Here is a 25,396-nt window from a genome sequence, read left to right on the forward strand (position 1 = left end):
GGGGTCAGGTGGCCAGGCCCTGCCGGTAGGCGTAGACGACCGCCTGGACGCGGTCGCGCAGCCCGAGTTTGGTCAGGATGCGGGAGACGAAGGTCTTCACGGTCTCCTGGCTGATCAGGAGAGTCGCGGCGATCTCGCTGTTGGACCGGCCGTCCGCGATGAGCCGCAGCACCTCCAGCTCGCGGGGGGTCAGCGGGATGTCCCGAGGTGCCCCGCGGTCGGTGGGGCGGATCCGGGCGGCGTACCGGCCCACGAGCTGCCGGGTCACCTCGGGGTCGAGCAGCGCCGCGCCGTTGGCGACCGTCCGGATGCCGTGCAGCAGCCGGTCCGGCGGCGCGTCCTTGAGCAGGAATCCGCTGGCGCCCGCGCGCAGCGCCTCGTAGACGTACTCGTCCAGATTGAACGTCGTGACCACGAGCACCTTCACCGGATGCGGCACCCCGGCGCCGGCCAGCAGCCGGGTGGCCTCGATGCCGTCGAGCACCGGCATGCGTACGTCCATCACCACGACGTCGGGGCGGAGCCGGCCGGCGAGGTCGACGGCGGACTGCCCGTCGCCGCACTCGCCGGCCACCTCCAGGTCGGGCTGGGCGCCGATGATGGTCACCAGCCCGGTGCGGATCAGCATCTGGTCGTCGCAGACCAGGACCCGGATCGGCGCGGTCATGCCGTGCTCCCGGTCGGTATGCGGGCCCGTACGACGAAGCCGCCGTCCGGTTGTGGGCCCGCGCTGAAGTCCCCGCCCAGCACGTCGACCCGCTCCCGCAGCCCGGCCAGGCCCCGGCCGCTCCCGCCGGGGGAGGAGGTCACCGGTGTGCCGGAGCCGTCGGTGCCGACCTCCACGGTGATCTGCCGTTCGCTGTGCCGTACGTCGACCCGGGTGGCGCCGCCGTGCGCGTACTTGAGGGCGTTGGTCAGCGCCTCCTGCACGACCCGGTAGGCGACGAGGTCGGCGCTGCCGGTCGACGGCGCCGGTGTGCCCTCCTCGGTGAACTTCACCGGCTGCCCGGCCCGCCGGGTCTGCTCCACGAGCGGGAGGAGCCGGCCGACGGGCGGTGTCCTCGCCTCGGGACCGTGGTCCGGCTGCAGCAGGTCCAGCAGATGCCGCAGATCGGTGATGGCCCGCCGGCCGGTGTCGGTCACTGCGGTCAGCGTCTGGTCAAGCCGGTCGGGCGCGGCGGTCAGATAGCGGGCCGCCTCGGCCTGTACCACCATCGCCGTCACATGATGCGTCACCACATCGTGCAACTCCCGTGCGATACGAGCGCGTTCGGTGGTGCGGGTCTCCTCGGCGACCCGGTGCCTGCGCTCGGCCTCGGCGACCCGGGTGGAGCGCAGCCACGCCCCGATGCCCCACGCCAGCGCCACCGCCAGATAGAACGTCACGAACTCGCTGGCCGGCTCACCCGGGCCGAGCCGGTGGAAGCCGACGATCAGCGCCAGGTAGGCGACGGTGCAGACGGCGATGGTGGTGCGCCGGTAGTGCTCCAGATAGGCGCCGACGCTGAGCAGCGCGACCGGCAGCGCGGTGCCCGCGGGGGAGTGGTAGCCACGCAGCTGGTCGAGGGCGAACCCGGCAGTCACCAGGGCGAGACAGACGAGCGGCCAGCGCCGGCGCACGGCGAGCGGCAGTGCCTGAAGGGCCACCGCGACGACGGCGAGCGTGTCGAAGGGCCTCAGGGGGACGCCACCGACAAGCGTTCCGTGGTTCTGGAAGGCCGGCGGCAGCGACACCGACAGGACGAACAGCCCGAGCGGCAGGTCCCTGACGGACACGTCCAACCGGTGCCACAGTTCCCGGACCCGGTGAGGAACGATCACCGGGGCAGTGTAGCGGTGGTGCCGGAGCGACGGCGGCGGGGCACCAGGTTGCCGCGACGGTGGGCCAGCCAGAGGAACGCCAGCGTCAGCAGCACACCGAACAGCACCGAGTACACGCTTCCCTCGGGCCCGAAGTCGCCGCCGGTGAGCCACTCGTTGCCCGAGGTCGTGGAGTCCAGCAGCCCCTGCTGGGTGTCGTTGCCGGAGACGACGGTGCTGAAGATGCCGCCCGCGGCGAAGTTCCAGCCGAAGTGCACACCGATCGGCACCCACAGATTACGGGTGGCGACATACGCGGCGGCGAGCATGCCGCCGGCCTCGACCGCGATGGCGAAGGCACCCCACACCGTGGCGTCCGGGTTGGGCAGATGCGCCGCGCCGAACAGCAGCGCGGTCAGGGCGAGCGCGATCCAGGTGCCCAGGTACTCCTCGACCAGCCGGAACAGGACACCACGGAACAGCAGTTCCTCGGTGACGGCGGCGGCCGCCATGAACCCGAGCAGCCCGACGGCCCCGGTCGGCGAACCCAGGCCGTGCACCTCGTACTCGCCGGACGTGGCGAGATTGGTGACCACCATGCCGAACATCACCACGCCGATCAGCGTCCCCCGGCCCAGCGCCGGCACGGCACCCTTCGGGTCCAGCTCGGTGACCGGCCGGTGCTCGGTGCGCGCCACCACCCACCGGTAGACCAGCACCGCCAGCACGGTGGTCAGCGCCCCGAGGACGAGCGACAGCCACGGCTTGTCCTGTACCGCCTGTACGCTCCGTCCGCCTATGGCGGAGATCGCCACCACGGCAAGGATCTGCCAGACCACTCTCATCGGGACTCCTTCGTCGCATCCGCGGCCGGTCGCCGCGTGTCGCACCGGACGCTACGGATCCGGCGGCCGGGAATCGTCACCGCCCGGTGGACACTTGCCCGTAGCTCGCTCGGGGGACAACTCCCGGCCCACGGCTCACCCCGCCAACTTCGCCCGGCCGCAAGCGTGTTCCGGGTCACACGCCGGGGAATGAGTTGCCTGTGCGGGAGGAGCCGTATCCACGGGTGACCGCTTGGGGCCCGGATGCGACGATGAGGGGCCATGACTGCTGGGTGGGTTGCTCGCACGGGACGGGCCGCGGTGTTCGCGGCCGTCTGCGTGGTGCTCGCGGCTCTCGGGCACGTCATGATGTCCGGCGACCATGTCCCCCTCTGGACCCTGGCCGCGGGCTGGGCCGCCGTCGGCGCCGCCGGCTGGACCCTCGCGGGGCGTGAGCGCGGACTCCCGCTGATCACCACCGTGGCCGTGGTCGCCCAGACGGTGCTGCACACGGCCTTCTCCCTCGCGAGCCCCGCCGCCCACGACATGGACATGAGCGCGATGCCGCACGGCACGCACACCATGCCCCTGCACACGGGCGCGGACACGCACATGGCGTCCGCCGGCCACTCCTCCCTCGGCATGCTCGCCGCCCACCTGCTGGCCGCGATGCTGTGCGGTCTGTGGCTCGGGTACGGGGAGCGGGCCGTGTTCCGGGTCCTCCGGGCCGTCGGCGGCCGGCTCGCCGCCTCCCTGCGGAGGCTGTTCCTCGCGCCGGTACCGCAGGCCCGCCCGTCCGTCCGCGTCCGCCGGCGCCGCCGCTCGGACCGGGCGCCGCGGCTGCTCCTCCTCGTCCACGCGATCACCTCTCGCGGCCCGCCAGCCGGGGCCGCTGCCGTCTGACGGCAGCCGGTGACACCCCGGGCCCGCCCCTGCGCGACCCGGGCTCCGGTCGTGCGCCGGTACCCCTGACCTCCTCGTACCGCCCGCGGCCGTAACCCCGACGACGGGACCGCGTATGCCCGCGGACCCCGGTACCCCGCGAAGGACATCAGGTGATCACTCCTGCCCCGCCCGCCCCTGCCGCGAGACCCGAGGACGACCCGGCGACCGCCTGGGCGCTCGCCGCGCGCGGCGGCGACTCCGACGCCGTCGACCACTTCGTCCGCGCCCTGCACCGTGACGTCATCCGCTACGTCGCCCGTCTGTGCGGCGACCCGCAGGCGGTGGACGACCTCGCCCAGGACACGTTCCTGCGGGCCCTCGGCAGCCTGCACCGGTTCGAGGGCCGCTCCTCGGCCCGCACCTGGCTGCTCGCCATAGCCCGCCGCGCGGTCGCCGACAGCCACCGGTACACGTCCGTACGGCCCCGTACGGCCGACGTGTCCGACTGGCAGCTGACCGTGGAGCGGGCACAGCCGCGCGGGCTGCCCGGATTCGACGACGGGATCGCGCTGCTGGACCTGCTGGACCGGCTGCCCGAGGAGCGGCGCGAGGCGTTCGTCCGTACGCAGCTGCTCGGACTGCCGTACACGGAGGCGGCGGCCCTCGGCGACTGCCCGATCGGTACGGTCCGCTCCCGCGTGGCCCGCGCGCGGACGACGCTCGCCGCCCTCATCGCCGACGCGGAGGAGGCGAGTACGGCCGTACATCCGAATCTGGACTGACAGTCCAGAGCTGGACGTGTAGTCTGATGACAGGAGGTGTGGTCATGGAGGAGCGGGACGCCGAACGGGAGGCGATCCTCGCCGCGCTGACGCCGGTCGTCGACGGGATCGCGGCGACGTTCGGGCCGGTCTGCGAGGTGGTGCTGCACGACTACCGGCGCCCGGAGGGATCGGTGGTCGCCGTGGCCGGCTCCGTGACCGGGCGGACGGTGGGCGGGGCGATGAGCGAGATCGGCATGCGGGTGCTGGCCCGCGGCGACGAGGCCGCCGACGAGCTCAACTACCTCACCCGCACCGGCACCGGCGCCCTCGTGAAGTCGTCCACGATGGTGCTGCGGGATTCCACGGGAGCGGTGTTCGGCGCCCTGTGTGTCAACGTCGACGCCACCGCCGTGGAGCAGGCACACACCCTGCTCGGCGCGCTGGCGGGCCTCGGCGGCGGCCCGGCCGAACCGCCGGTGACCACCTTCGGCAACGACATCGACGCCGTGGTCGAGGCCATCCTCGACGACCACCGTTCGCTGCGGCACCGGGGCTGGGGCCGGCTCGACCGGGAGGAACGGCTGCGGCTGTTCCGGGACCTGGACGCCCGCGGTGTCTTCGCCGTACGGCGCGCGGTCGAGCAGGTCGCCGGCCGGCTCGGCATCTCCCGCGCCTCCGCGTACAGCTACCTCTCCCAGTCCCGGACGCCGGCCGACCCGACCCCCGCTGGAGGCACCACGTGACGACCACCACCCCGCCGGTCACCCTCGACGACGTCCGCTCCGCCGCCGAGCGCCTCAAGGGCGTCGCACACCGCACGCCCGTGCTGCGCTCCCGCACCCTGGACGCGCTCGTCGGCGCCGAGGTCCACCTGAAGTGCGAGAACTTCCAGCGCGTGGGCGCCTTCAAGTTCCGCGGCGCCTACAACGCGGCCGCCCGGCTCACCCCCGGCCGGCTGTCCCGGGGCATCGCCGCCTACTCCTCCGGCAACCACGCCCAGGCCGTCGCCCTCGCCGCCCGCGAACTTGGCACCACCGCCGTCATCGTCATGCCCGAGGACGCCCCGCCCTCCAAGCGGGCGGCCACCGAGGCGTACGGCGCGGAGATCGTCACCTACGACCGCTACACCGGCGACCGGGTCGCCCTCGCCGAAGCCCTCGCCGCCGAGCGGGGCCTCACCCTCGTCCCGCCCTACGAGCACCCGCACGTCATCGCCGGACAGGGCACGGCCGCACTCGAACTCGTCGAGGAGACGGGGGAGCTGGACCTGCTGCTCGCGCCGGTCGGCGGCGGCGGACTGATCGCCGGAAGCGCCACCGCCGTCAAGGGCACGCACCCCGCGACCCGGGTGATCGGTGTCGAACCCGAGGCCGGCGACGACACCAAGCGGTCCCTGGAGGCGGGCCGGCGCGTCAGTATCCCCGTCCCGCGCACCATCGCCGACGGCCAGGCGCTGCACACCCCCGGCGAGCTCACCTTCTCCCTCAACCGACGGCTCCTGGACGGCATCGTGCTGGTCGGGGACGACGAGATCAGGGACGCGATGCGGTTCGCCTTCGAACGGCTGAAGATCGTCCTCGAACCGAGCGGGGCGACCCCGCTCGCCGCGCTGCTCACCGGCCGGACGGGCCCCCTCCCGCCCCGCGTCGGCCTGATCCTCTCCGGCGGCAACATCGACACCGAACGGTTCGCGCGCCTCTGCGGCCCCGACGCCTGACAGGCCCTCCCTCACCCGAATGGCGCCCCCGAGTGGACAGGCGGACGATGAAGTGACGGGGCCCGGCCCCCGGCCGGTGCCGTTCCGGACCGACCGGAAGGGAGAAGGGGCATGTTCGAGGTCAAGATGCTGGACAAGCCCGACGAGCGACGTGACTTCCCCAGGGGCCATGTCGAAGCCGTCCACATGACGGGACTGGACTTCGCCGTGGCCACCTTCGAACCCGGATGGCGCTGGACGGAGTCCGTCGGCCCGATCGCGGGTACGGAGAGCTGCCGGATCCACCACAACGGCTACGTGGTCCAGGGCCGTATGCACATCCGCATGGACGACGGCGCCGAGGGCGAGATCGGCCCCGGCGACGTCTTCGTCTGCTCACCGGGACACGACGCGTGGGTCGTCGGGGACGACCAGGTGATCCTCTACGACTTCGCGGGCGGCATGGCCCAGGAATACGCGAAGGCCGACTAGCCGGCCCGGCCGCCCGGGCCGGAGCCCGGATCCAGGCCGGCAGATACCCGCAGCCATCAAGTGGGGACCGCTCCCCGATTGCGTGCTAGCGTCGTCGGGTGAAACGGGGATCGGTCCCCGTTCCGGTGGAGGGGGCGGTGTGTCCGAGACGGCACTGGTGCTGGGCGGAGGCGGGCTGACCGCGTACGCGTGGGAGATCGGCATGCTCGCGGGGCTGGCGGACGCGGGTCTGGACCTGAGCGGCGCCGAGGTGCTGGCCGGCACCTCGGCCGGCTCGCTGCTCGCACTGGACCTGGCCCAGGGAGCATCACCCGGGGAGCTGTTCGAGGAGCAGGTCCACCGGAAGCGGCCCATGATGGACGTGGACTTCACCCTCGGCATGACGGTCAAGTACCTCTGGGCCGCGCTCGGTTCCCGTGACCCGGAGACCGTCGTCAAACGGCTGGGCAGACTGGCGCTGAGCGTGCGGCACATGTCGGAGGCCCAGGTGTTCGACGCGATCCGGCCCCAGCTGCCGGTCCAGGACTGGCCCGAGCGGCCGGTCCGGCTCTTCGCCACCGACGCGCTCACCGGCCGGACCACCGGCTTCGGCGCCGACAGCGGGATCGAGCTGCTGCGGGCCATGGCGGCCACCTGCGCGCTGCCGCCCCTGTTCCCGCCGATCACCGTGGGGGAGGGCCGCTGGATGGACGGAGGCGTCCGGTCCACCACCAACGTCGACCTGATGGGCGACTGCCGGCGGGTCGTCGCCCTGGCCCCGGTCCCCAAGGGCCCGGGCGCCAGTCCCGGCGCGGTCGGCCAGGGGGCCGTACTGACGGCGGGCGGGGCCCGCGCCGCCGTACTGGTACCGGACCGGGAGGCCCGGCGCGCCTTCGGCCGGAACCCGTTGGACGCCTCCCGCATCCCGGGCGCGGTCCGCGCGGGGCGGCGTCAGGCGGCGGGGCACGTCGAGCAGATCGGAGCCGTCTGGCACGGCTGAGGGGCGCCCGCCGCGGCGGACGCCCCGAGGACCGGGCCGGAGCTCAGGCGACCTGGACCACCGCCAGCACCGCCGGAGTACGCAGCACCCGCCGGGCCGTGAACAGGCTCGTCCCGAGGGTCACCGCGGCCGCCACCGCCGCCATGGCGAGCCAGGTGCCCAGGAACTGGTCCGGGATCACCCCGTCCGTGCGGACCACCGTGAACGGCACGACCCCGGCCAGCCCGGCCAGCGTGCCGAAGAACACCCCCGCGACCGTGAGGATCGCGCCCTCGGCGCCCACCACGCCGAGCACCTGCCCCGGAGTGGCCCCCGCCAGGCGCTGCTGCCCGAACTCCCGGGAGCGGTACGTCGTCGCCGCGTACAGGGAGTTGACCAGCATGACGCAGACGAAGACGGTGACGATGCCGACGACCGTGAGGTTGAGCGTCTCCAGGTTCTTCGCGTCGACCGACTTCACCAGACCCGAGGCCGCGACGGCGTCGCTCTCCACCGCCTGCATGGTGATCGTCGCCGTGGAAACGGCCGTGAACATGATCAGCGACACCAGGATCCCGGCGAGCTCCGCGGCCCGCTGCCGCAGGTTCCGCACGGCCAGCCACCCGCTCGCCCCGCTCAGCGCCAGCCGGTCCAGCAGACCCTTCAGCAGCCGCGGCGACAGCAGGGCGAACCCCACCGAGAGCATGATCGTCCCCTGGGCGGCCGGCGCCATCAGCATCTCGTCCGTCGCGGAGAACAAGAAGGTGGAGCAGACCCCGGCGGCACCGGCGGCCAGTGCCCCGTAGGCCAGGAACCGCCGGGCCCCGGCGCGCTCCCTGCGGCGTCGCGTCACCCGCCGTACGGCGAGGAACGCGGCGCCCGCCGCCGCGAGGAGCGTGATGCTCACGCCGGACGCCAGGGCGATCGGGCCGAAGGAGTACTCGACCGACCGCGCGACCTGGCCGCCGTCCTGGAACATCTCCAGCAGCACCCGCCCTCCCAGCATCGCCGGGCCGATCGCCAGCGCCGCGCCCACCAGGGCCACGGCCACCGCCTCACCCACGACCATCCGCTTGATCTGCGCCGGCGTCGCCCCCGAGCAGCGCAGCAGCTCCAGCTCGGCCGCCCGCTGCCGCACGTTCACCGTCAGGGTCGAGGCGACGGCGAAGAACACCAGCAGCGTGCCGTAGCCGCCGACCACACCGGCCGACGTGGCCAGGGTGTCGGAGCTCACCGCGTCCACGCCCGGCTGCCCGGCCGTGTCGTGCATCGAGTTGAACGTCATGATGATCGCCGTACCGAGGAAGGCGGACAGCAGCGTCGCGAGGAACCGTCCGGGCCGTTGCCGGATCGACCGCAGAGCCAGTACGAACACGGCTCACACCCCCGCCGTCATGTCGTCGCCCAGGTGCGCCAGCCGCTCGGCCACCGCGTCCGCCGTCGGCGCGTCCATCCGTCCGGCCAGCCGGCCGTCGGCGAGGAACAGCACACTGTCGGCGTAGGAGGCCGCGACCGGGTCGTGCGTCACCATCACCACGGTCCGCCCGTGCACCCGCACCGTCTGCTGGAGCAGCGTCAGCACCTCCCGCGCGCTGCGCGTGTCCAGGGCGCCCGTCGGCTCGTCCGCGAAGATCACCCGCGGTTCGGTGACCAGCGCACGGGCGATCGCCACCCGCTGGCGCTGACCGCCGGAGAGCTGGCCGGGCCGGTGCCGGAGCCGGTCGCCCAGACCGACGGCGGTGAGGACCTCCCGCGCCCGCCGGCGGTCCACGCGCCGGCCGGCCAGCTTCAGCGGCAGCACCGTGTTCTGCGCGACGGTCAGCGTCTCGAGCAGGTTGTACTGCTGGAAGACGAACCCGATCCGCCCGCGCCGGAACTTCGTCAGCTCCGCCTCGCCGCCACCGGTCAGCTCCTTGCCGTCCACCCGGACGATCCCGCTGTCCGGCCGGTCCAGCCCCGCCGCGCACTGCAGCAGCGTCGACTTGCCCGAGCCGGACGGCCCCATCACCGCCGTGAACGTGCCCCTGGCCAGGCCCAGCGTCACCCCGTCGAGCGCCGTCACGGCGCTGTCCGCCGTACCGTAGGACTTGGTGACCTTCACCAGGCGCAGTGCCTCGGGGGCGGGGCCCGAGTCGTGGTCACGCCGTGCGCCGCTGCGAAACATCGTCATCTCCTCCGTCCGGCACGCCCTGTGCCATGCCCAAGACGCTACGGAGAAGACGGCGGCACCACATTGGGCGCAGAACCCGTTTCCAGGGGTGTACCCAGCGACACCCCTCGCAGGGGCTCACTCCACCAGCACGACCTCCAGCGTGCGCGGCCCGTGCACGCCCTCCACCCGGTCGAGTTCGATGTCGCTGGTCGCCGACGGACCGGAGATCCAGGTCAACGGGCGGACCGGATCGAGGCGTTCGAGCGCCTGCGGGACGGAGGAGACGACCTGGCCGGGGACGCGGACGACGCAGATGTGATGGTCGGGGACGAGGGTGATACGGCGGCGGCCCTGGTCGGGGGAGCCGTCCAGGACGATCGTCCCGGTCTCGGCGACCGCCACCGCGCAGGCGGTCAGCACACTGTCGACCCGGTCCAGTTCCGCCGGGGTGCTCTCCGCCCGGTCCGGCACCCGTGTCACCTCCGTCGCCGCGAGCCAGCCCTCGTCGAGACCGGGCGGCACGAGCACCGACGAGGCACCGCGCGCCGCGAGCAGCCCGGCGACGACACCGGGCAGTCCGGCCGCGTCCGTACGGTGCACGATCGCCCGGTAGTCGGCCAGGTTCTCCGCCAGAAGGTCCACCGTCTCCCCGACGGTGCGTTCACCGTGCTCGCGCAGATAGCCGCGGGAGACCGCCCGCTCGTACGGGGTGTCGTCGCCCGGTACGTCGGCGAGGGCGCGCCGCACCCGGCCCAGGATCCGTTCCCTGCTGCTCACTTCGCCGCTCCCTTCCCGCCCTGCGTACGCTGCCACCAGTCCCGGAACGGCTCCGCCGGCACCGGCGGAAGATCCCGGGTGCCGCTCCACGCCCGGCCGGGGCCCGGCAGGGTGCGCGGATGCAGACGACGGGTGCGCGAGGCGAGCCGCTGGCCGGTGCGCAGGGCACCGGGGCGCGCGAACGCCCAGCGGGCGGCACGCATCGCGGCACGCTCGGCGGCATGCCCCTTGGCCGGCTTGAGCACCACCCTGTTGCCGCCCCGGGTCACCTCCCCGCCCTGCGCCACCCGCTCGCGCAGATGCACCAGCACCTCGGGGATGTCGATGGCGACCGGACACACCTCGTAGCAGGCCCCGCACAGCGAGGACGCGTACGGCAGCGAGGCGTCGATCTCGCTGGCGGTGCCCCGCAGTTGAGGGCTGAGAATGGCGCCGATCGGGCCCGGGTAGACCGAGCCGTAGGCGTGGCCGCCGGCCCGCTCGTACACCGGGCACACGTTCAGGCAGGCCGAGCAGCGGATGCAGCGCAGCGCCTGCCGGCCCACCTCGTCGGCGAGCGTGTCGGTGCGGCCGTTGTCCAGCAGCACCAGATGGAAGGTGCGCGGACCGTCCCCGTCGGTGGTGCCGGTCCACGTCGAGGTGTACGGGTTCATCCGCTCGGCGGTCGACGAGCGGGGCAGGGTCTGCAGGAACACCTCCAGGTCCTGCCAGGTCGGCACGATCTTCTCGATGCCGACCACCGAGATCAGCGTCTCGGGCAGGGTCAGGCACATCCGCCCGTTGCCCTCGGACTCCACCACCACCAGGGTGCCGGTCTCCGCCACCATGAAGTTGGCTCCGGAGATGCCGACCTTGGCGCGCAGGAACTTCTCCCGCAGATGCAGCCGGGCCGCCTCCGCGAGTTCGGCGGGCGTGTCCGTCAGGCCCTCGGGGGCGGGGCGGCCCCACTCGCCCATCTCGCGGCTGAAGATCTCCCGGATCTCCCCGCGGTTGCGGTGGATCGCCGGCACCAGGATGTGCGAGGGCCGGTCCTTGCCCAACTGCACGATCAGTTCGGCGAGATCGGTCTCGTAGGCGGCGATGCCCCGCGCCTCCAGGGCCTCGTTGAGGGCGATCTCCTGAGTGGCCATCGACTTGACCTTGACGACCTCCGGCTCACCGGTCTCCTTCACCAGGCGGGTGACGATCCGGTTGGCCTCGTCGGCGTCGGCGGCCCAGTGCACGGTGCCGCCCGCCGCCGTCACCGACTCCTCCAACTGCTTGAGATACCGGTCCAGATGACGGAGCGTGTGATCCTTGATCCGCTTGCCGGCCTCGCGCAGTTCGGCCCAGTCGGAGACCTCCGCGACGGCCTTGGCACGCTTGGCCCGGATGGTGTGCGTGGCGTGCCGCAGATTGCCGCGCAGCGTGGTGTCGCGCACGGCGTCCCGCGCCGCCTCCGGAAACGCCGGCATCCCGACGAACGTCCCGCTCATACGGCCGGCTCCTCCTCCGTGCTCGCCAGGATCTCCGCGATGTGCACCGGCCGCATACCGGTGCGCAGCCTGCTCATCGTTCCGCCGATGTGCATCAGACACGAGTTGTCCGCCGCGCACAGCACCTCGGCGCCCGTCGACTCGGCGTTGCGCACCTTGTCGGTGCCCATCGCCGCCGAGACGTCGGAGTTCTTCAGCGCGAACGTGCCGCCGAAGCCACAGCACTCCTCCGCCCCGGGCAGCTCGGCCAGCTCCAGCCCCTTCACCGCCCGCAGCAGCCGCAGCGGCCGCTCACCGAGCCCGAGACCGCGCAGCCCGTGACAGGTGGGGTGATAGGTCACCCTGTGCGGGTAGTACGCCCCGACGTCCGTCACCCCCAGCACGTCCACCAGGAACTCCGTGAGCTCGTACGTCTTGGGCACCACCGGCGCCAGCGTCGCCGCGAGCGTGTCCCCGCGCCCCTCCGCCCGGGCCCGCTCGCCCATCCGCGGATACAGCTCCCGCACCATCGCCCCGCACGACCCGGACGGGGTCACGATCGCCTCGTAACCACCGAAGACATCGGAGAAGTGCCGGGCGAGCGGCTCGGCCTCATGGCGATAGCCCGTGTTGTAGTGCGCCTGGCCGCAACAGGTCTGTGCCATCGGGAAATCGACGTCGACGCCCAGTCTGGTCAGGAGTTTCACCACGGCGCGCCCGGTGTCCGGATAGAGCGTGTCGTTGACACAGGTCAGGAACAGGGCGACTCGCATCGCGGCTCCTTGCACATTGATCATCGGTTGTATGAAGAGTAGACCGGTGAGCGCGTCACGGGGAGACCCCGGTCAGTCCCGGGCGAGCCGGGCCTGCGCCGCCTGCCATCGCCGCGTACCGCCGCGCGGTTCGTACCGGGTCAGCGGCTGCGTACGGGTGAGCAGCCGCCGCATCCCGGCCAGATCGCCGGCCAGTCCGTGCGCACGGGCCTGCACCAGCACATTGCCCAGCGCAGCCGCCTCCGTCGGTCCGGACACCACCGGCAGCCCGCAGGCGTCGGCGGTCAGCTGGCACAGCAGGGCGTTGCGGGTGCCCCCGCCCACGATGTGCACCACGTCGACCGGCTGGCCGGCCAGCCGCTGGGCGTCCTCGACGGCCTTGCGGTGGGCGAGGGCGAGCGAGTCGAGGATGCAGCGCGTGATCTCCGCACGGGTGGCCGGCACGGGCTGCCCCGAGTCCCGGCACGCCTCGGCGATGCGCTCCGGCATCCGCCCGGGCGCCAGGAACGCCGCGTCCCCGGCGTCCACCACCGACCGCAGCGCCGGCACCTTGCCGGCCTCGAGCAGCAGCGCGCCCAGATCCGGCTCGCCCCAGGCCCGTACGCACTCCTGGAGCAGCCACAGACCCATGATGTTGCGCAGATAGCGGACCGTACCGTCCAGCCCCAGCTCGTTGGTGAAGTTGGCGGCCCGGCTCTCCTCGGTCAGCACGGGCGCGTCCAGCTCCAGGCCGGCCAGCGACCAGGTGCCGGTGCAGATGTACGCGAACCGTTCACGGCCCGCCGGAACGGCGGCCACCGCGGACGCGGTGTCGTGCGATCCGACCGCCGTCACCGGGACCGGCCCGGTCAGCCCGGTCTCCTCCAGCACCTCGGGCCGCAGCATCCCGGCCGCGTCGCCCGGCCTGCGCAGCGGCGCGAACAGCGACAGGTCGACACCGAGCCGCTCTGCCACCCCGTACGCCCAGTCCCGGGTGCCCGGGTCGATCAGCTGGGTGGTCGAGGCATTGGTCAGCTCCGTGCCCTGCCGGCCGGTGAGCCAGTACGTCAGCAGATCCGGAATCAGCAACAGGCGTTTGGCCGCCGCGAGCTGGGCGGAGCCGCGGGCCGCCGTCAACTGGTACAGCGTGTTGAACGGCGCGTACTGCAGACCGGTCGCCGCGTACAGCTCCCCGGCCGGGAGCGTCGCCCACACCTTCTCCGCGATCCCGTCGGTACGCCGGTCGCGGTAGTGCACGGGGTTGCCGAGCAGCGCCCCGTCCGCGTCCAGCAGCCCGTAGTCCACGGCCCAGCTGTCGATACCGACGGAATCCACCGGGCCGGCCGCCCTCAGCCCGTCCAGGACACCGGCGTACAGCCCGAGGACGTCCCAGCGCAGCCCCTCCGGCACGCGCACCGGCCGGTTGGGGAAGCGGTGGGCCTCGGCCAGTTCCAGGCTGTCGGGGCCGACGCGGCCGACCATGACGCGCCCGCTGGACGCGCCGAGGTCGACCGCGGCGTACGACTTCACGGCGGTGCTCATCGCAGGAACGCGGCGGCGACGCCGGCGTCGACCGGGATGTGCAGGCCGGTGGTGTGGGTGAGGTCGCCGCCGGTCAGCGCGAACACGGCGTTGGCCACATGCTCGGGCAGCACCTCGCGCTTCAGCAGCGTCCGCTGGGCGTAGAACTCGCCCAGCTTCTCCTCCGGCACCCCGTACACGGCGGCGCGCCTGGCGCCCCAGCCGCCCGCGAAGATTCCGGAACCGCGTACCACACCGTCCGGGTTGACCCCGTTGACCCGGATGCCGTGCTCACCCAGCTCGGCTGCCAGCAGCCGCACTTGGTGGGCCTGGTCGGCCTTGGTCGCGGAGTAGGCGATGTTGTTGGGACCGGCGAACACGGCGTTCTTCGACGCGATGTAGACGATGTCGCCGCCCAGTTCCTGCGCGGTCATCACCCGGGCCGCCTCGCGCGAGACGAGGAAGGAACCGCGGGCCATGATGTCGTGCTGGAGGTCCCAGTCCTTCGCGGTCGTCTCCAGCAGCGGCTTGGAGACCGAGATGCCGGCGTTGTTCACCACCAGGTCGACCCCGCCGAAGGCGAGCACGGCGGCCTTGAACGCGTCGGCGATCTGCTCCTCCGACGTCACGTCGACGGTCACGGCGACGGCCCTGTCGGTGCCGCCCAGCTCCTCGGCGACCTGCGCGGCGTTCTCCCCGTTCAGATCGGCCACGACGACACACGCGCCCTCGGCCGCCAGCCGCCGGGCGATCGCCTTGCCGATCCCGCTGCCGGCGCCGGTGACCAGCGCGACCCGGGTGGCGAGCGGCTTGGGCCTCGGCATCCGCTGGAGCTTGGCCTCCTCCAGCGCCCAGTACTCGATGCGGAACTTCTCCGACTCCTCGATCGGCGCGTACGCCGACACGGCCTCGGCCCCGCGCATCACATTGATCGCGTTGACGTAGAACTCGCCGGCCACGCGCGCGGTCTGCTTGTCCTTGCCGAAGCTGAACATGCCCACACCCGGCACCAGCACGATCGCCGGGTCGGCGCCGCGCATCGCGGGGGAGCCGGGCTCCGCGTGCCGCGCGTAGTAGGCGGCGTACTCCTCGCGGTAGGCCGCGTGCAGTTCCTTCAGCCGGGCCACCGCCTCGTCGAGCGGGGCGGACGGCGGCAGGTCCAGGACCAGCGGCCGGACCTTGGTGCGCAGGAAGTGGTCCGGGCAGGAGGTGCCGAGCGCGGCCAGCCGCGGGTGCTCGGCGCGGGCCAGGAAGTCCAGTACGGCGCCGGAGTCGTCGAAGTGCCCGACCTGCGGCCGGTCCTGCGAGGCGACGGCCCGCACATACGGGGCCAGGGCCGCGGCCCGCTCCCGCCGCTCGGCCGCGGACAGCGCCCCGTACCCCTCGAGCACCGGTCCGAAGGGCTCGGGCCGGCCACGCTCGGCGAGGAACTCCTCGGCGGTGCGGATGATGTGCAGCGAGTTCCGCTCGCACTCCTCGGAGCTGTCACCCCAGGCGGTGATGCCGTGTCCGCCGAGCACACAGCCGATGGCCTGCGGGTTGGCCTCCTTGACGGCCGCGATGTCGAGCCCGAGCTGGAAACCGGGCCGCCGCCACGGCACCCACACCACGGTGTCACCGAAGCACTCGGCGGTCAGCTTCTCCCCGTCGGCCGCGCAGGCGAGCGCGATCCCCGAGTCGGGGTGGAGGTGGTCCACGTGGGCGGCGTCGACGAGTCCGTGCATCGCGGTGTCGATCGAGGGCGCCGCACCCCCCTTGCCGTGCAGACAGTAGTCGAACGCGCCGACCATCTCGTCCTCGCGCTCGACGCCCGGATAGACGTCGGTGAGCGCCCGCAACCGGTCCAGCCGCAACGCGGCCAGCCCCGCCTCGGTGAGCGTCCCGAGATCCCCGCCGGACCCCTTGACCCACATCAACTCCACGTCACCCCCGGTGACGGGGTCGGTCTCGGTCCCCTTGGCGGAGGTGTTGCCACCGGCGTAGTTGGTGTTACGGGGATCAGCACCGAGCCGGTGCGACCGAGCGAGGAGGGCGACAGCTTCGGGATTGGTTGCCATGAACGATCAGTCCTTGTCGAAAGAGGGGGAGTGGTGCGCCCCTTCAGGGGCGCGGGGCTGCGTTGAATGTGCGGCTGCCGCCGCGCGGGCGCGATCAACCACAACCGACGCGCAGCCCGCGACGAACAGAACCCGGCAGACGCTCACGCGCCCCAGCCGGCCTGCTCACCCCCGACCCGCTCGGCCACGATCCTCTCGGCCCATCCGGACCGCCGGTAGGCGGCCATGGGCTCGGGGTCCAGCCCCATCTCCTCCCGCACCTCACGCAGCAGCGGACGCACGTCCGTGTTGTACGCGTCCATCAGCACGGCATTGGCCTCGAGTACGTCTCCCGCCCGCTGAGCATCGGCCAACGCCGACCGGTCGACGAGCAGAGCCTTGGCCGTCGCCTCCTGGACGTTCATCACGGAACGGATGATCGCCGGGATCTTCGCCTCGATGTTGTGGCACTGGTCGAGCATGAACGCCACCTCGGGCGTGAACCCGCCCCCACGGATCACCTCGTACATGATCCGGAACAGCTGGAACGGGTCGGCCGCGCCGACCATCAGGTCGTCGTCGGCGTAGAACCGCGAGTTGAAGTCGAACGCGCCGAGCCTGTTCTCCCGCAGCAGCGTCGCCACGATGAACTCGATGTTCGTGCCCGGGGCGTGGTGACCGGTGTCGACGACCACCTGCGCCTTCCCGCCCAGCTTCAGGCAGTGCGCGTAGGCGGTGCCCCAGTCCGGGACGTCCGTCGTGTAGAACGCCGGCTCGAAGAGCTTGTACTCCAGCAGCATCCGCTGGTCGTCCCCGAGCCGCTCGTACACCTCGGCGAGCCCCTCGGCGAGCCGGTCCTGGCGGGCCCGGATGTCGTCCTGCCCGGGGTAGTTCGTGCCGTCGGCGAACCACAGCTTCAGGTCCTTGGAGCCGGTCGCGTCCATGATGTCGACGCACTCCAGCAGATGGTCCACGGCCTTGCGGCGCACGGCCGCGTCGGGGGCGCAGATGCTGCCGAGCCGGTAGTCGTCGTCCTGGAAGGTGTTGGAGTTGATCGCCCCGAGCCGCACCCCGCGGTCCTCGGCGTGCTTGGCCAGCGCCGCGTAGTCCTCGACCCTGTCCCACGGGATGTGCAGCGCCACGGTCGGCGCCACACCGGTGAACGCGTGCACCTGGGCGGCGTCGTCCAGCTTCTCCTGCGGGGTGCGGGGGACGCCCTGTTGCGCGAACACCTTGAACCGGGTCCCCGAGTTCCCGTACGCCCAGGACGGCGTCTCCACGGCCTGTGTCTTGAGAGCGGCTTTCACCGCGGCGAGCTCGGTCACGTCAGGGCTCCTGTGACATCGGGTCGTAACGACCACTGAGTGAAACGATTCAGAACGGGAAGCTATGGGTCTCCCGAAGGGGTGTCAACCCCTCCGGCTCAGACGGTCCTTCGTGATCAGGCCGAGACCTGAAGCTGTCGAAAGTTTTTCGACCGGGACCCATTGACGTGACATGCGTCGCGCGCCTAACGTCCCGGCAACCCAGTTGAAACCTTTCACGACGTCGCGAGGGCCTCCCACCGACGTCGTCGAGGAGCCCTCATGACCCACCCGTCCGACACGGGTCCGGCCCCGGTTCTCGCACTGAAGGGCATTTCCAAGTCCTTCGGCGCGGTCCGCGCCCTGCGGGACGTCTCCCTGGAGCTGATCCCCGGGGAGGTGCACGCCCTCGCCGGTGAGAACGGAGCCGGCAAGTCCACCCTCATCAAGACGCTCGCCGGAGTGCACCGGCCGGACACCGGCCAGGTGCTGCTCGACGGCGCGCCGGTCGTCTTCCACGGCCCCGGCGACGCCCGCGACGCCGGTATCGCCGTCATCTACCAGGAGCCGACGCTCTTCCCCGACCTGTCGATCGCCGAGAACATCTTCATGGGCCGCCAGCCCCGGCGCGCGTTCGGCCGGATCGACCACCGGGCCACCCACGCCGCGACCGCCGCCCTGATGAATCGGCTCGGCGTCGAACTCGACCCGGACCGGCCGGCCCGCGGCCTGTCCATCGCCGACCAGCAGATCGTCGAGATCGCCAAGGCACTCTCCTTCGACGCCCGTGTCCTGATCATGGACGAGCCCACCGCCGCCCTCACCGGCAGCGAGGTCGCCCGCCTCTTCGGCGTCGTGCGCACGCTGCGCGAACAGGGTGCCGCGGTGCTGTTCATCTCCCACCGGCTGGAGGAGATCTTCGAGATCTGCCAGCAGGTCACCACGCTGCGCGACGGCGCCTGGATCTCCAGCGAACCGCTGGCCGGCATGACCGAGGACGACCTGGTCCGCCGTATGGTCGGCCGCGACCTCGAGGAGCTCTACCCCAAGCAGGACGTCACGCCGGGCGAGACCGCCCTGAGCGTGCGCCGGCTGACCCGCGAGGGCGTCTTCACCGACGTCTCCTTCGACGTACGGTGCGGTGAGATCGTCGGACTGGCCGGCCTCGTCGGTGCCGGGCGCACCGAGGTGGCCCGCGCGGTGTTCGGCGTCGACCGCTGGGACGCCGGCGAGGTCGAGGTCGACGGACGAAGGCTCGTCAACGGCGCCCCGTCCACGGCCATGGCCGCCGGACTCGCCCTGGTCCCGGAGGACCGGCGCGCCCAGGGGCTGGTGATGGACATGTCCATCGAACGCAACATCGGCCTCACCGGACTCCGTACGACCGTGAAGGCCGGACTGATGGACCGCGGCGCCGAACGCGACCGCTCCCTCGACTGGGCCGTCAAACTCCAGGTCAAGTACGCCCGGATCGCAGACACGGTGAACACCCTGTCCGGCGGCAACCAGCAGAAGGTCGTCCTCGCCAAGTGGCTCGCCACCGGCCCCAAGGTGCTGATCGTGGACGAGCCCACGCGCGGAATCGACGTCGGCACCAAGGCCGAGGTGCACCGGCTGCTGTCGCAGCTCGCCGCCGACGGTGTCGCCGTCCTGATGATCTCCTCCGACCTGCCCGAGATCCTCGGCATGGCCGACCGCGTGCTGGTGATGCACGAGGGCCGGATCACCGCCGAGATCCCCCGTACCGACGCCACCGAGGAAACCGTGATGGCCGCAGCCACGGGGAGGGCCGCCGCATGACGGTCGCCGCTCCCGAAGAAGCCCCCGTCGCCGAGGTGCCCAAGGCCGGCGCCACCCGGCTGGTGGACCGTGTCTTCAAGATGCGCGAACTCGCCATCCTGCTGGTCTTCCTGGTGATGATCGCCGTCACCCAGGCCGGTAACAGCGAGTTCCTGTCCGAACAGGGCATCAAGGACCTGCTGCTGAACGCGACCATCCTGGTCCTCGTCGCCACCGGCCAGTCCCTGGTCGTCATCACCCGCAACGTCGACCTGTCCGTCGGCTCCACCCTCGGCATCAGCGCCTTCGCCGCCGGCGTCTACCTCCAGGACGGCGGAAACCCCGTCGTCGCCATCGCCCTCGCCGTACTGCTCGGCATCGGCTTCGGACTGCTCAACGGCCTTCTCGTCAGCCTCGGCCAGGTGCCCGCCCTCGTCGTCACCCTCGGCACGCTGTACATCATCCGCGGCATCGACTCCATCTGGGTCGGCTCCCGCCAGATCACCGCCGCCGACCTCCCGGGCGGGTTCGTCGACTTCGGCGCGGGCGGCATCTCGGCGGTGCCGTACCTGGCGCTCATCGCGCTGGTGGTGCTGGTGGCGACGGCCTACTACCTCAAGCACTTCGGCAGCGGCCGCGAGCTCTACGCGCTCGGCTCCAACCCGGAGGCCGCCCGGCTCGCCGGCATCCCCGTACGCAAGCGGATCCTCGCCGCGTACACCTTCTGCGGCGCCCTCGCCGGCCTCGCCGGCGCCCTGTACCTGGCCCGGTTCGGCAACGCCGACTCCGGCACCGGCAACGGCTACGAACTCACCGTCGTCAGCGCGGTCGTGGTGGGCGGCGTGGTCTTCACCGGCGGCTCCGGCAGCGTCTACGGCGCGGCCCTCGGCGCACTGCTGCTGACCTCCATCAACAGCGTGCTGCCCGCCCTCGGCGTCAGCTCCGTGTGGGTGCTCGCCATCAACGGCATCCTGCTCATCCTCGCCATCGCGGTCGACCGGATCGTCGCGCTGCGCGTGGCCTCCGCCCTGAAGAAGAGGAACGCCCGCCATGCCTGAGTCCCTCACGCGAGCGGTCCGCTGGGACACGGTCGTCGGCGCCCTGCTCGTCGTGGTCCTGCTGCTGTCCTTCACCACCGTCGACGGCTTCGGCAACGCGCTCAACCTGTCGTTCCTCATCGGCAACACCCTGCCGATCGCGCTGATCGCCCTGCCCATGACGCTGCTCGTGGTCGCCGGCGAGATCGACCTGTCCGTGGCCTCCACGGCCGGCCTGTCCGGCGCGGTGATGGGCGCCCTGTGGAACCAGGGCATGACCATCGAGACGATCATCCCGATCTGCCTCGTCATCGGCGTCGTCTGCGGCCTGATCAACGGCCTGCTGGTGACCCGCCTCGGACTGCCGTCCCTCGCCGTCACCATCGGCACGCTCGCCGCCTACCGGGGCATCGCGCAGATCGTGCTCGGCTCCGACGCGGTGACCGACTTCCCCGCCCAGTACCTGGACTTCGCCGCCGGACGCATCGGCGACACGTTCGTCCCGTACGCCCTCCTGCCGTTCCTGGTGCTGCTCGCCATCGCCGTCGTCGCCCTGCACGCCACCCCGTTCGGCCGGTCGCTGTTCGCGATCGGCGCGAGCGAGGAGGCGGCGCGGTTCGCCGGCATCCGCGTCAAGCGGCAGAAGCTGACGTTGTTCGTGCTGACCGGGCTCATGGCTTCCCTCACGGGGGTCTTCTGGGCCCTGCACTACGCCAGTGCGCGCTATGACAACGCCACCGGACTCGAACTCTCCGTCGTGGCCGCGGTGTTGCTCGGCGGGATCGACTTCGACGGTGGCAAGGGGACGCTCGGTGGTGCGATCGCGGGTGTGTTCCTGCTCGGTGCCCTGCAGAACGTGATGAGTCTCCAGGACGTGTCCGCGCAGTCCCAGATCGTCGTCACCGGTGTGTTGTTGGTGCTTTCCGTGCTCGGGCCGCGGGTGGCACGGCAGGTTGCCCTGGCCAGGGCACGAAGGCTGACATAGACGGATGTCCGTCGACTGCGGGCCGTCCGGGGCCGGTCGCGCCCACGCGGCAAAGCCGCACATCGATACGGTCCCGCGCCCCTCTGGGGCGCTCCTCACTCCACATCACCAAAAGGAACCCATCATGCGCAAGGCAACCCTCCGTCGTACCTGTGTGGCTCTCGCTGCCGTCACCTCGCTCGCTCTGGGCGCCACCGCCTGTGGCGGTACCACCAAGGAGGACGTGAAGAACGAGGGCGGCGGGGCAGCCGCCTCGGCCGGGAAGGCCGACCCGAACGCGGCCACCAAGAAGGGCCTGACCGTCGGCTTCCTGCCCAAGCAGGTCAACAACCCCTACTTCACGAGCGCCGACAAGGGCGGCGAGAAGGCCGTCAAGGAACTGGGCTCCACCTACAAGGAGGTCGGCCCCTCCAGCGCCACCGACACCGCCGGCCAGGTCTCCTACGTCAACACCCTGACCCAGCAGCAGGTCGACGCCATGGCCGTCTCCGCGCAGGACCCGGGCGCCCTGTGCACCGCGCTCAAGCAGGCCATGAAGAACGGCATCAAGGTCGTCACCTACGACTCCGACACCACCGCCGACTGCCGCAACGCCTTCGTCTCCCAGGCCAGCGGCGAGGACCTGGGCCGCACCGAGGTGCAGCTGCTCGCCGAACAGATCGGCTACAAGGGCGAGATCGCGATCCTGTCCGCCGCGCAGACCGCGACCAACCAGAACGCCTGGATCGAGTTCATGAAGGACGAACTCAAGGACCCCAAGTACAAGGACATCAAGCTGGTCAAGGTCGCCTACGGCAACGACGACGCCCAGCAGTCCTTCCAGCAGACCCAGGGGCTCCTCCAGGAATACCCGAACCTGAAGGGGATCATCTCCCCGACCACCGTCGGCATCAAGGCGGCCGCCCAGTACCTGTCCGGCTCCAAGTACAAGGGCAAGGTCAAGCTGACCGGCCTCGGCACCCCCAACGACATGCGCAAGTACGTCAAGAACGGCACCGTCGAGGCGTTCGAGCTCTGGGACCCGGCGAAGCTCGGCGAACTGGCCGCCCGTACCGCCATCGCCCTGTCCTCCGGCCAGATCACCGGCAAGGAGGGCGAGACCTTCAAGGCCGGCGACATGGGCGAGTACACCATCGGCAAGGACGGCGTGATCAACCTCGGCAAGCCCACCGTCTTCAACGCCGAGAACATCGACCAGTTCGACTTCTAGGCCCCATCTCCCCCTGAAGGAGCGGTACTTCATGCAACGCGTCTGTTTCCTGCTCAAGGTCCGACAGGACCGGATCGCCGAGTACCGCGAACGTCATGCCGCCGTGTGGCCCGAGATGCGCGAGGCGCTCTCGGCCACCGGCTGGCACAACTACTCCCTCTTCCTGCGCGACGACGGCCTGCTCGTCGGCTATCTGGAGACCGAGGACTTCGAGGCCGCCAAGTCCGGTATGGAGGCCACCGAGGTCAACGCCCGCTGGCAGGCGGAGATGTCCCCCTTCTTCGAGTCCCTCGACGGCTCCCGGCCGGACGAGGCGATGAAACCGCTGACCGAGGTCTTCCACCTCGCCTGACGACGGAGCCCGCGATGAGACGACGCACTCTTCTGGCCGGAGCACTCCTCGGCACCGCGGCGGCCCCCGCCCTCGCCGCCGGCACCGCCCGGGCCGCCGCCCCCGGCCCGTCGGTCACCCGCACCGGCACCACCACGCTCGACAGCCGGGCGATCTACTTCGTGTCGTACGACGGCCTGGTCAACAACAACGCGTTCCAGAAGAACGGCCTCCTCACCCACAAGGGCCACCAGTACGCTGCCTGGTACACCGCCGACCGGGGCGCGGTCGTCGCCCGCCGCGCCCTCGGCGCGAGCACCTGGCAGACCGTGCGGGTCGGCCACAGCCTGCGGTACGACGACTCCCACAACGTCATCTCCATGGGCGTGTCGGGGACCGACGGCCGGCTGCACCTCACCATGGACTCCCACAGCGACGGCTTCACCTACATCAAGTCCGTCGCCGGACTCCTGGACGACCCCACCGGCCTCAGCTGGACCGCGAGCCGGTTCGGCGCCCCGCAGTCCACCCTCGACGGGCTCGCCCTCACCTCACAGTTCACCTACCCCCAGTTCGTCGCCACCCCCGAGGGCAGGCTCCAGCTCAGCTACCGGGCCGGCGTCTCCGGCAACGGGCGCAACGCCCTCGCCGAGTACGACGGCAGCCGCTGGACCGCGCTGGGGGAGTGGAGCGCCTCCACCGGCACCTACAGCAGCGAGCACGGCTCCTCCACCGCCCGCAACATGTACCTGCACGGCATCGACTACGACCGCGGCGGCCGGCTGCACTCCTTCTTCACCTGGCGCGAGCAGAACGGCGCCGTGATGTGCAGCGGCGGCGGCATCACCAACCACGACACCGGCTACGTGTACTCCGACGACCGCGGCCGCACCTGGTGCAACGCCGCCGGCACCGTCGTCGGCGCCACCGGCACCTCGGACCGGGTCTCCGTCACCGACGCCGGACTGGTCGTCGACCCGCTGAACCCGGACCACTCCCTGATGAACCAGGAGAGCCAGTCCACCGACTCCGCCGGCCGCCCGCACGCGATCATCTCCTACGTCCCCGGCCGCTTCGGCCAGTGCACCACCGACTACGTCGCCGACCGCACCGCGAACGGCCGCGCCTTCCACGTCCGCAGGACCGCCGCCGGCGGCTGGCGGAAGACCGAGATCCCCGTCCCGCTGAACTCGAGCCAGCGCACCAAACTGGTCCTGGACCGCCACGACAACGCCTACGCCGTGTTCCCCTACGGCCGTATCGCCGCCGCCTCCGCGGCCTCCGGGCACACCGACTGGAGACCGCTGTACGACGGCGCCGGCCTGAACGCCTTCGGCGAGGTCGTCATCGACGAGACCCGCGTCGCCCAGGACGGGGTGCTGTCCGTCATGTACCAGGAGAAGTCCACCGGTACGACACCCTCACCCCTGCACGTCGCCGACTTCCGTCTGCCCGCCTGACCGTGTCCGCCCGGGGGCGGCCCGTGCCGGTAGTGTGAAGGCCCGCCGCGCCGCCCCCCTCTCCCTGGAGGTCCCTGCCCGATGGCCCAGTCGGTGGGTATCAAGGACGTCGCCCGCGTCGCCGGAGTATCCGTCGGCACGGTCTCCAACGTGATCAACCGCCCGGACACGGTCGCCGCCGAGACCCGGGCACGGGTGCTGTCCGCCATAGACCGGCTCGGCTACGTCCGCAGCGAGTCCGCCCGCCAGCTGCGCGCCGGCCGCAGCCGCATCATGGGCCTGCTCGTCCTCGACATGGGCAACCCCTTCTTCGTCGACGTCGCCCGCGGCGCCGAACGCGCCGCCCGGGAGGCCGGGCTCGGCGTCATGGTCTGCAACAGCGCCCAGAACCCGGGCGAGGAGGCCGAGTACCTCTCCCTCTTCGCCGAACAGCGGGTCCGGGGCGTCCTGCTCACCCCGGCCGACGCCACCGGCCGCAACATCGAGGCGTTCCGCCGGCACGGCATCCCCTTCGTCCTGGTCGACCGGGTCGCCGAGGGCACCACCGAGTGCTCGGTCTCCGTGGACGACGTCGCGGGCGGCGCGCTGGCCGTGCGGCACCTCGTCGACGCCGGACACCGTTCCATCGCGTACGTCAGCGGCCCGCCCGGACTGAACCAGGTCCGCGACCGCCGCACCGGCGCCCTGAACGCCCTCGCCGAGGCCGGACTCGGCCCCGACAGCCTGCGCGAACTGCCCACCGAACGCCTCGACGTCGCCGCCGGACGCGACGCGGGCGCCCGCCTCCTCGGCCTCGCCGACCGGCCCACCGCCGTGTTCTGCGCCAACGACCTGCTCGCCCTCGGCGTGCTCCAGGCGCTGTACGCGGCCGGCGTCGGCGTCCCCGACGACCTCGCGATCGTCGGCTACGACGACATCGAGTTCGCGGCCGCCGCCGCCGTACCGCTCACCTCCGTACGGCAGCCGGCGGTCACCATGGGCGCCCTGGCGGCGGAGCTGCTGCTGGAGGAGACCGAGAGCGAGGGCACGGGCACACCGCACGAGCACCGCAGGGTCGTACTGCGCCCGGAACTGGTGGTCCGGCGCTCCAGCCTCTCGGCCCGCTGACGGGCGGTCAGCAAGAATTCCATGATCCCGGGCTCGTTGGCCGGACGAACATGTGCTGAACTGGGTCACGGT

The 25,396-nt window shown here is 71.8% G+C and carries 24 protein-coding genes; 13 read left to right on the forward strand and 11 right to left on the reverse strand.

Annotated elements, in window-relative coordinates:
- Positions 1 to 4: 4 nt before the first annotated feature.
- Genes IF28_RS0129510 through IF28_RS0129520 form a run of 3 tightly spaced genes read right to left on the reverse strand, consistent with a single transcriptional unit; the run spans position 5 to position 2,645 of the window.
- Positions 5 to 667, reverse strand: coding sequence for a response regulator (locus tag IF28_RS0129510; protein WP_030226493.1), 663 nt, complete (start codon positions 665 to 667; stop codon positions 5 to 7).
- Entirely contained in the window at positions 664 to 1,821 is a 1,158-nt protein-coding gene (locus tag IF28_RS0129515; RefSeq protein WP_030226495.1) for a sensor histidine kinase, read from the reverse strand. Before IF28_RS0129515 ends, IF28_RS0129510 begins: the two co-directional genes overlap by 4 nt.
- Entirely contained in the window at positions 1,818 to 2,645 is an 828-nt protein-coding gene (locus tag IF28_RS0129520) for a CPBP family intramembrane glutamic endopeptidase (protein ID WP_030226499.1), read from the reverse strand. Before IF28_RS0129520 ends, IF28_RS0129515 begins: the two co-directional genes overlap by 4 nt.
- Positions 2,646 to 2,906: 261 nt before the next feature.
- Here IF28_RS0129520 and IF28_RS0129525 point away from each other — a divergent pair, with 261 nt between their 5' ends.
- The 6 genes from IF28_RS0129525 (at position 2,907) to IF28_RS0129550 (ending at position 7,440) form a co-directional block, all read left to right on the forward strand.
- The gene (locus IF28_RS0129525; protein ID WP_078621520.1) at positions 2,907 to 3,527 is read left to right on the forward strand and encodes a hypothetical protein; all 621 of its coding nucleotides are present in this window, start codon (positions 2,907 to 2,909) and stop codon (positions 3,525 to 3,527) included.
- 152 nt (positions 3,528 to 3,679) lie between these two features.
- Complete coding sequence (locus tag IF28_RS0129530) at positions 3,680 to 4,291, forward strand: sigma-70 family RNA polymerase sigma factor (RefSeq protein WP_030226505.1); 612 nt, start codon at positions 3,680 to 3,682, stop codon at positions 4,289 to 4,291.
- A 44-nt stretch (positions 4,292 to 4,335) separates the two neighbouring features.
- Positions 4,336 to 5,016, forward strand: coding sequence for a helix-turn-helix transcriptional regulator (locus tag IF28_RS0129535; RefSeq protein WP_037894267.1), 681 nt, complete (start codon positions 4,336 to 4,338; stop codon positions 5,014 to 5,016).
- Entirely contained in the window at positions 5,013 to 5,990 is a 978-nt protein-coding gene (locus tag IF28_RS0129540; RefSeq protein ID WP_030226509.1) for a pyridoxal-phosphate dependent enzyme, read from the forward strand. The genes IF28_RS0129535 and IF28_RS0129540 overlap by 4 nt, the downstream gene beginning before the upstream one ends.
- Positions 5,991 to 6,101: 111 nt before the next feature.
- The gene (locus tag IF28_RS0129545; protein ID WP_030226516.1) at positions 6,102 to 6,461 is read left to right on the forward strand and encodes a cupin domain-containing protein; all 360 of its coding nucleotides are present in this window, start codon (positions 6,102 to 6,104) and stop codon (positions 6,459 to 6,461) included.
- Between the two features lie 139 nt (positions 6,462 to 6,600).
- On the forward strand, positions 6,601 to 7,440 hold the full coding sequence (locus tag IF28_RS0129550; RefSeq protein ID WP_037894270.1) for a patatin-like phospholipase family protein: 840 nt from the start codon (positions 6,601 to 6,603) through the stop codon (positions 7,438 to 7,440).
- 43 nt (positions 7,441 to 7,483) lie between these two features.
- Here the strand turns inward: IF28_RS0129550 and IF28_RS0129555 are convergent, their stop codons facing one another.
- The 8 genes from IF28_RS0129555 to rhaI form a co-directional block, all read right to left on the reverse strand.
- On the reverse strand, positions 7,484 to 8,794 hold the full coding sequence (locus tag IF28_RS0129555) for an FtsX-like permease family protein (RefSeq protein WP_030226518.1): 1,311 nt from the start codon (positions 8,792 to 8,794) through the stop codon (positions 7,484 to 7,486).
- Between the two features lie 3 nt (positions 8,795 to 8,797).
- On the reverse strand, positions 8,798 to 9,589 hold the full coding sequence (locus IF28_RS0129560; RefSeq protein WP_037894272.1) for an ABC transporter ATP-binding protein: 792 nt from the start codon (positions 9,587 to 9,589) through the stop codon (positions 8,798 to 8,800).
- 117 nt (positions 9,590 to 9,706) lie between these two features.
- A complete protein-coding gene (locus IF28_RS0129565) occupies positions 9,707 to 10,348 on the reverse strand; it encodes a LutC/YkgG family protein (RefSeq protein ID WP_030226522.1) in 642 nt (213 codons plus the stop codon).
- On the reverse strand, positions 10,345 to 11,823 hold the full coding sequence (locus IF28_RS0129570; protein WP_030226524.1) for a LutB/LldF family L-lactate oxidation iron-sulfur protein: 1,479 nt from the start codon (positions 11,821 to 11,823) through the stop codon (positions 10,345 to 10,347). The genes IF28_RS0129565 and IF28_RS0129570 overlap by 4 nt, the downstream gene beginning before the upstream one ends.
- Complete coding sequence (locus IF28_RS0129575) at positions 11,820 to 12,575, reverse strand: (Fe-S)-binding protein (RefSeq protein ID WP_030226526.1); 756 nt, start codon at positions 12,573 to 12,575, stop codon at positions 11,820 to 11,822. The genes IF28_RS0129570 and IF28_RS0129575 overlap by 4 nt, the downstream gene beginning before the upstream one ends.
- A gap of 72 nt (positions 12,576 to 12,647) precedes the next feature.
- A complete protein-coding gene (locus IF28_RS0129580; RefSeq protein WP_030226529.1) occupies positions 12,648 to 14,096 on the reverse strand; it encodes a rhamnulokinase in 1,449 nt (482 codons plus the stop codon).
- The gene (locus tag IF28_RS0129585) at positions 14,093 to 16,132 is read right to left on the reverse strand and encodes a bifunctional rhamnulose-1-phosphate aldolase/short-chain dehydrogenase (RefSeq protein WP_030226531.1); all 2,040 of its coding nucleotides are present in this window, start codon (positions 16,130 to 16,132) and stop codon (positions 14,093 to 14,095) included. Before IF28_RS0129585 ends, IF28_RS0129580 begins: the two co-directional genes overlap by 4 nt.
- A gap of 143 nt (positions 16,133 to 16,275) precedes the next feature.
- A complete protein-coding gene (gene rhaI / locus IF28_RS0129590; RefSeq protein WP_030226534.1) occupies positions 16,276 to 17,436 on the reverse strand; it encodes an L-rhamnose isomerase in 1,161 nt (386 codons plus the stop codon).
- 261 nt (positions 17,437 to 17,697) lie between these two features.
- Here rhaI and IF28_RS0129595 point away from each other — a divergent pair, with 261 nt between their 5' ends.
- The 7 genes from IF28_RS0129595 (at position 17,698) to IF28_RS0129625 (ending at position 25,324) form a co-directional block, all read left to right on the forward strand.
- Positions 17,698 to 19,215: a sugar ABC transporter ATP-binding protein gene (locus IF28_RS0129595; RefSeq protein ID WP_030226537.1), complete on the forward strand. Its 1,518-nt coding sequence runs from the start codon at positions 17,698 to 17,700 to the stop codon at positions 19,213 to 19,215.
- Entirely contained in the window at positions 19,212 to 20,252 is a 1,041-nt protein-coding gene (locus IF28_RS0129600) for an ABC transporter permease (protein ID WP_030226539.1), read from the forward strand. Before IF28_RS0129595 ends, IF28_RS0129600 begins: the two co-directional genes overlap by 4 nt.
- The gene (locus tag IF28_RS0129605) at positions 20,245 to 21,216 is read left to right on the forward strand and encodes an ABC transporter permease (protein ID WP_030226541.1); all 972 of its coding nucleotides are present in this window, start codon (positions 20,245 to 20,247) and stop codon (positions 21,214 to 21,216) included. The genes IF28_RS0129600 and IF28_RS0129605 overlap by 8 nt, the downstream gene beginning before the upstream one ends.
- A 124-nt stretch (positions 21,217 to 21,340) precedes the next feature.
- Positions 21,341 to 22,426, forward strand: coding sequence for a rhamnose ABC transporter substrate-binding protein (gene rhaS / locus IF28_RS0129610; RefSeq protein ID WP_030226545.1), 1,086 nt, complete (start codon positions 21,341 to 21,343; stop codon positions 22,424 to 22,426).
- A 31-nt stretch (positions 22,427 to 22,457) separates the two neighbouring features.
- Positions 22,458 to 22,778, forward strand: coding sequence for an L-rhamnose mutarotase (locus IF28_RS0129615; protein WP_030226548.1), 321 nt, complete (start codon positions 22,458 to 22,460; stop codon positions 22,776 to 22,778).
- A gap of 14 nt (positions 22,779 to 22,792) precedes the next feature.
- On the forward strand, positions 22,793 to 24,217 hold the full coding sequence (locus IF28_RS0129620; RefSeq protein WP_030226550.1) for a BNR repeat-containing protein: 1,425 nt from the start codon (positions 22,793 to 22,795) through the stop codon (positions 24,215 to 24,217).
- Positions 24,218 to 24,298: 81 nt separating this feature from the next.
- Positions 24,299 to 25,324 carry a LacI family DNA-binding transcriptional regulator gene (locus IF28_RS0129625; protein ID WP_030226552.1) on the forward strand — a complete coding sequence of 342 codons (1,026 nt, stop codon included), beginning with the start codon at positions 24,299 to 24,301 and terminating at the stop codon, positions 25,322 to 25,324.
- The last annotated feature ends 72 nt before the right edge of the window (positions 25,325 to 25,396 follow it).

The sequence above is a fragment of the Streptomyces sp. NRRL WC-3626 genome (assembly GCF_000718785.1).
GTDB lineage: Bacteria > Actinomycetota > Actinomycetes > Streptomycetales > Streptomycetaceae > Streptomyces > Streptomyces edwardsiae.

Coding starts and splice junctions, on each gene's coding strand:
- IF28_RS0129510 (WP_030226493.1), bottom strand. CDS start 667: ATGACCGCGCCGATCCGGGTCCTGGTCTGCGACGACCAGATGCTGATC.
- IF28_RS0129520 (WP_030226499.1), bottom strand. CDS start 2,645: ATGAGAGTGGTCTGGCAGATCCTTGCCGTGGTGGCGATCTCCGCCATA.
- IF28_RS0129525 (WP_078621520.1), top strand. CDS start 2,907: ATGACTGCTGGGTGGGTTGCTCGCACGGGACGGGCCGCGGTGTTCGCG.
- IF28_RS0129535 (WP_037894267.1), top strand. CDS start 4,336: ATGGAGGAGCGGGACGCCGAACGGGAGGCGATCCTCGCCGCGCTGACG.
- IF28_RS0129545 (WP_030226516.1), top strand. CDS start 6,102: ATGTTCGAGGTCAAGATGCTGGACAAGCCCGACGAGCGACGTGACTTC.
- IF28_RS0129560 (WP_037894272.1), bottom strand. CDS start 9,589: ATGACGATGTTTCGCAGCGGCGCACGGCGTGACCACGACTCGGGCCCC.
- IF28_RS0129570 (WP_030226524.1), bottom strand. CDS start 11,823: ATGAGCGGGACGTTCGTCGGGATGCCGGCGTTTCCGGAGGCGGCGCGG.
- IF28_RS0129575 (WP_030226526.1), bottom strand. CDS start 12,575: ATGCGAGTCGCCCTGTTCCTGACCTGTGTCAACGACACGCTCTATCCG.
- IF28_RS0129580 (WP_030226529.1), bottom strand. CDS start 14,096: ATGAGCACCGCCGTGAAGTCGTACGCCGCGGTCGACCTCGGCGCGTCC.
- IF28_RS0129585 (WP_030226531.1), bottom strand. CDS start 16,132: ATGGCAACCAATCCCGAAGCTGTCGCCCTCCTCGCTCGGTCGCACCGG.
- IF28_RS0129595 (WP_030226537.1), top strand. CDS start 17,698: ATGACCCACCCGTCCGACACGGGTCCGGCCCCGGTTCTCGCACTGAAG.
- IF28_RS0129600 (WP_030226539.1), top strand. CDS start 19,212: ATGACGGTCGCCGCTCCCGAAGAAGCCCCCGTCGCCGAGGTGCCCAAG.
- IF28_RS0129605 (WP_030226541.1), top strand. CDS start 20,245: ATGCCTGAGTCCCTCACGCGAGCGGTCCGCTGGGACACGGTCGTCGGC.
- rhaS (WP_030226545.1), top strand. CDS start 21,341: ATGCGCAAGGCAACCCTCCGTCGTACCTGTGTGGCTCTCGCTGCCGTC.
- IF28_RS0129615 (WP_030226548.1), top strand. CDS start 22,458: ATGCAACGCGTCTGTTTCCTGCTCAAGGTCCGACAGGACCGGATCGCC.
- IF28_RS0129620 (WP_030226550.1), top strand. CDS start 22,793: ATGAGACGACGCACTCTTCTGGCCGGAGCACTCCTCGGCACCGCGGCG.
- IF28_RS0129625 (WP_030226552.1), top strand. CDS start 24,299: ATGGCCCAGTCGGTGGGTATCAAGGACGTCGCCCGCGTCGCCGGAGTA.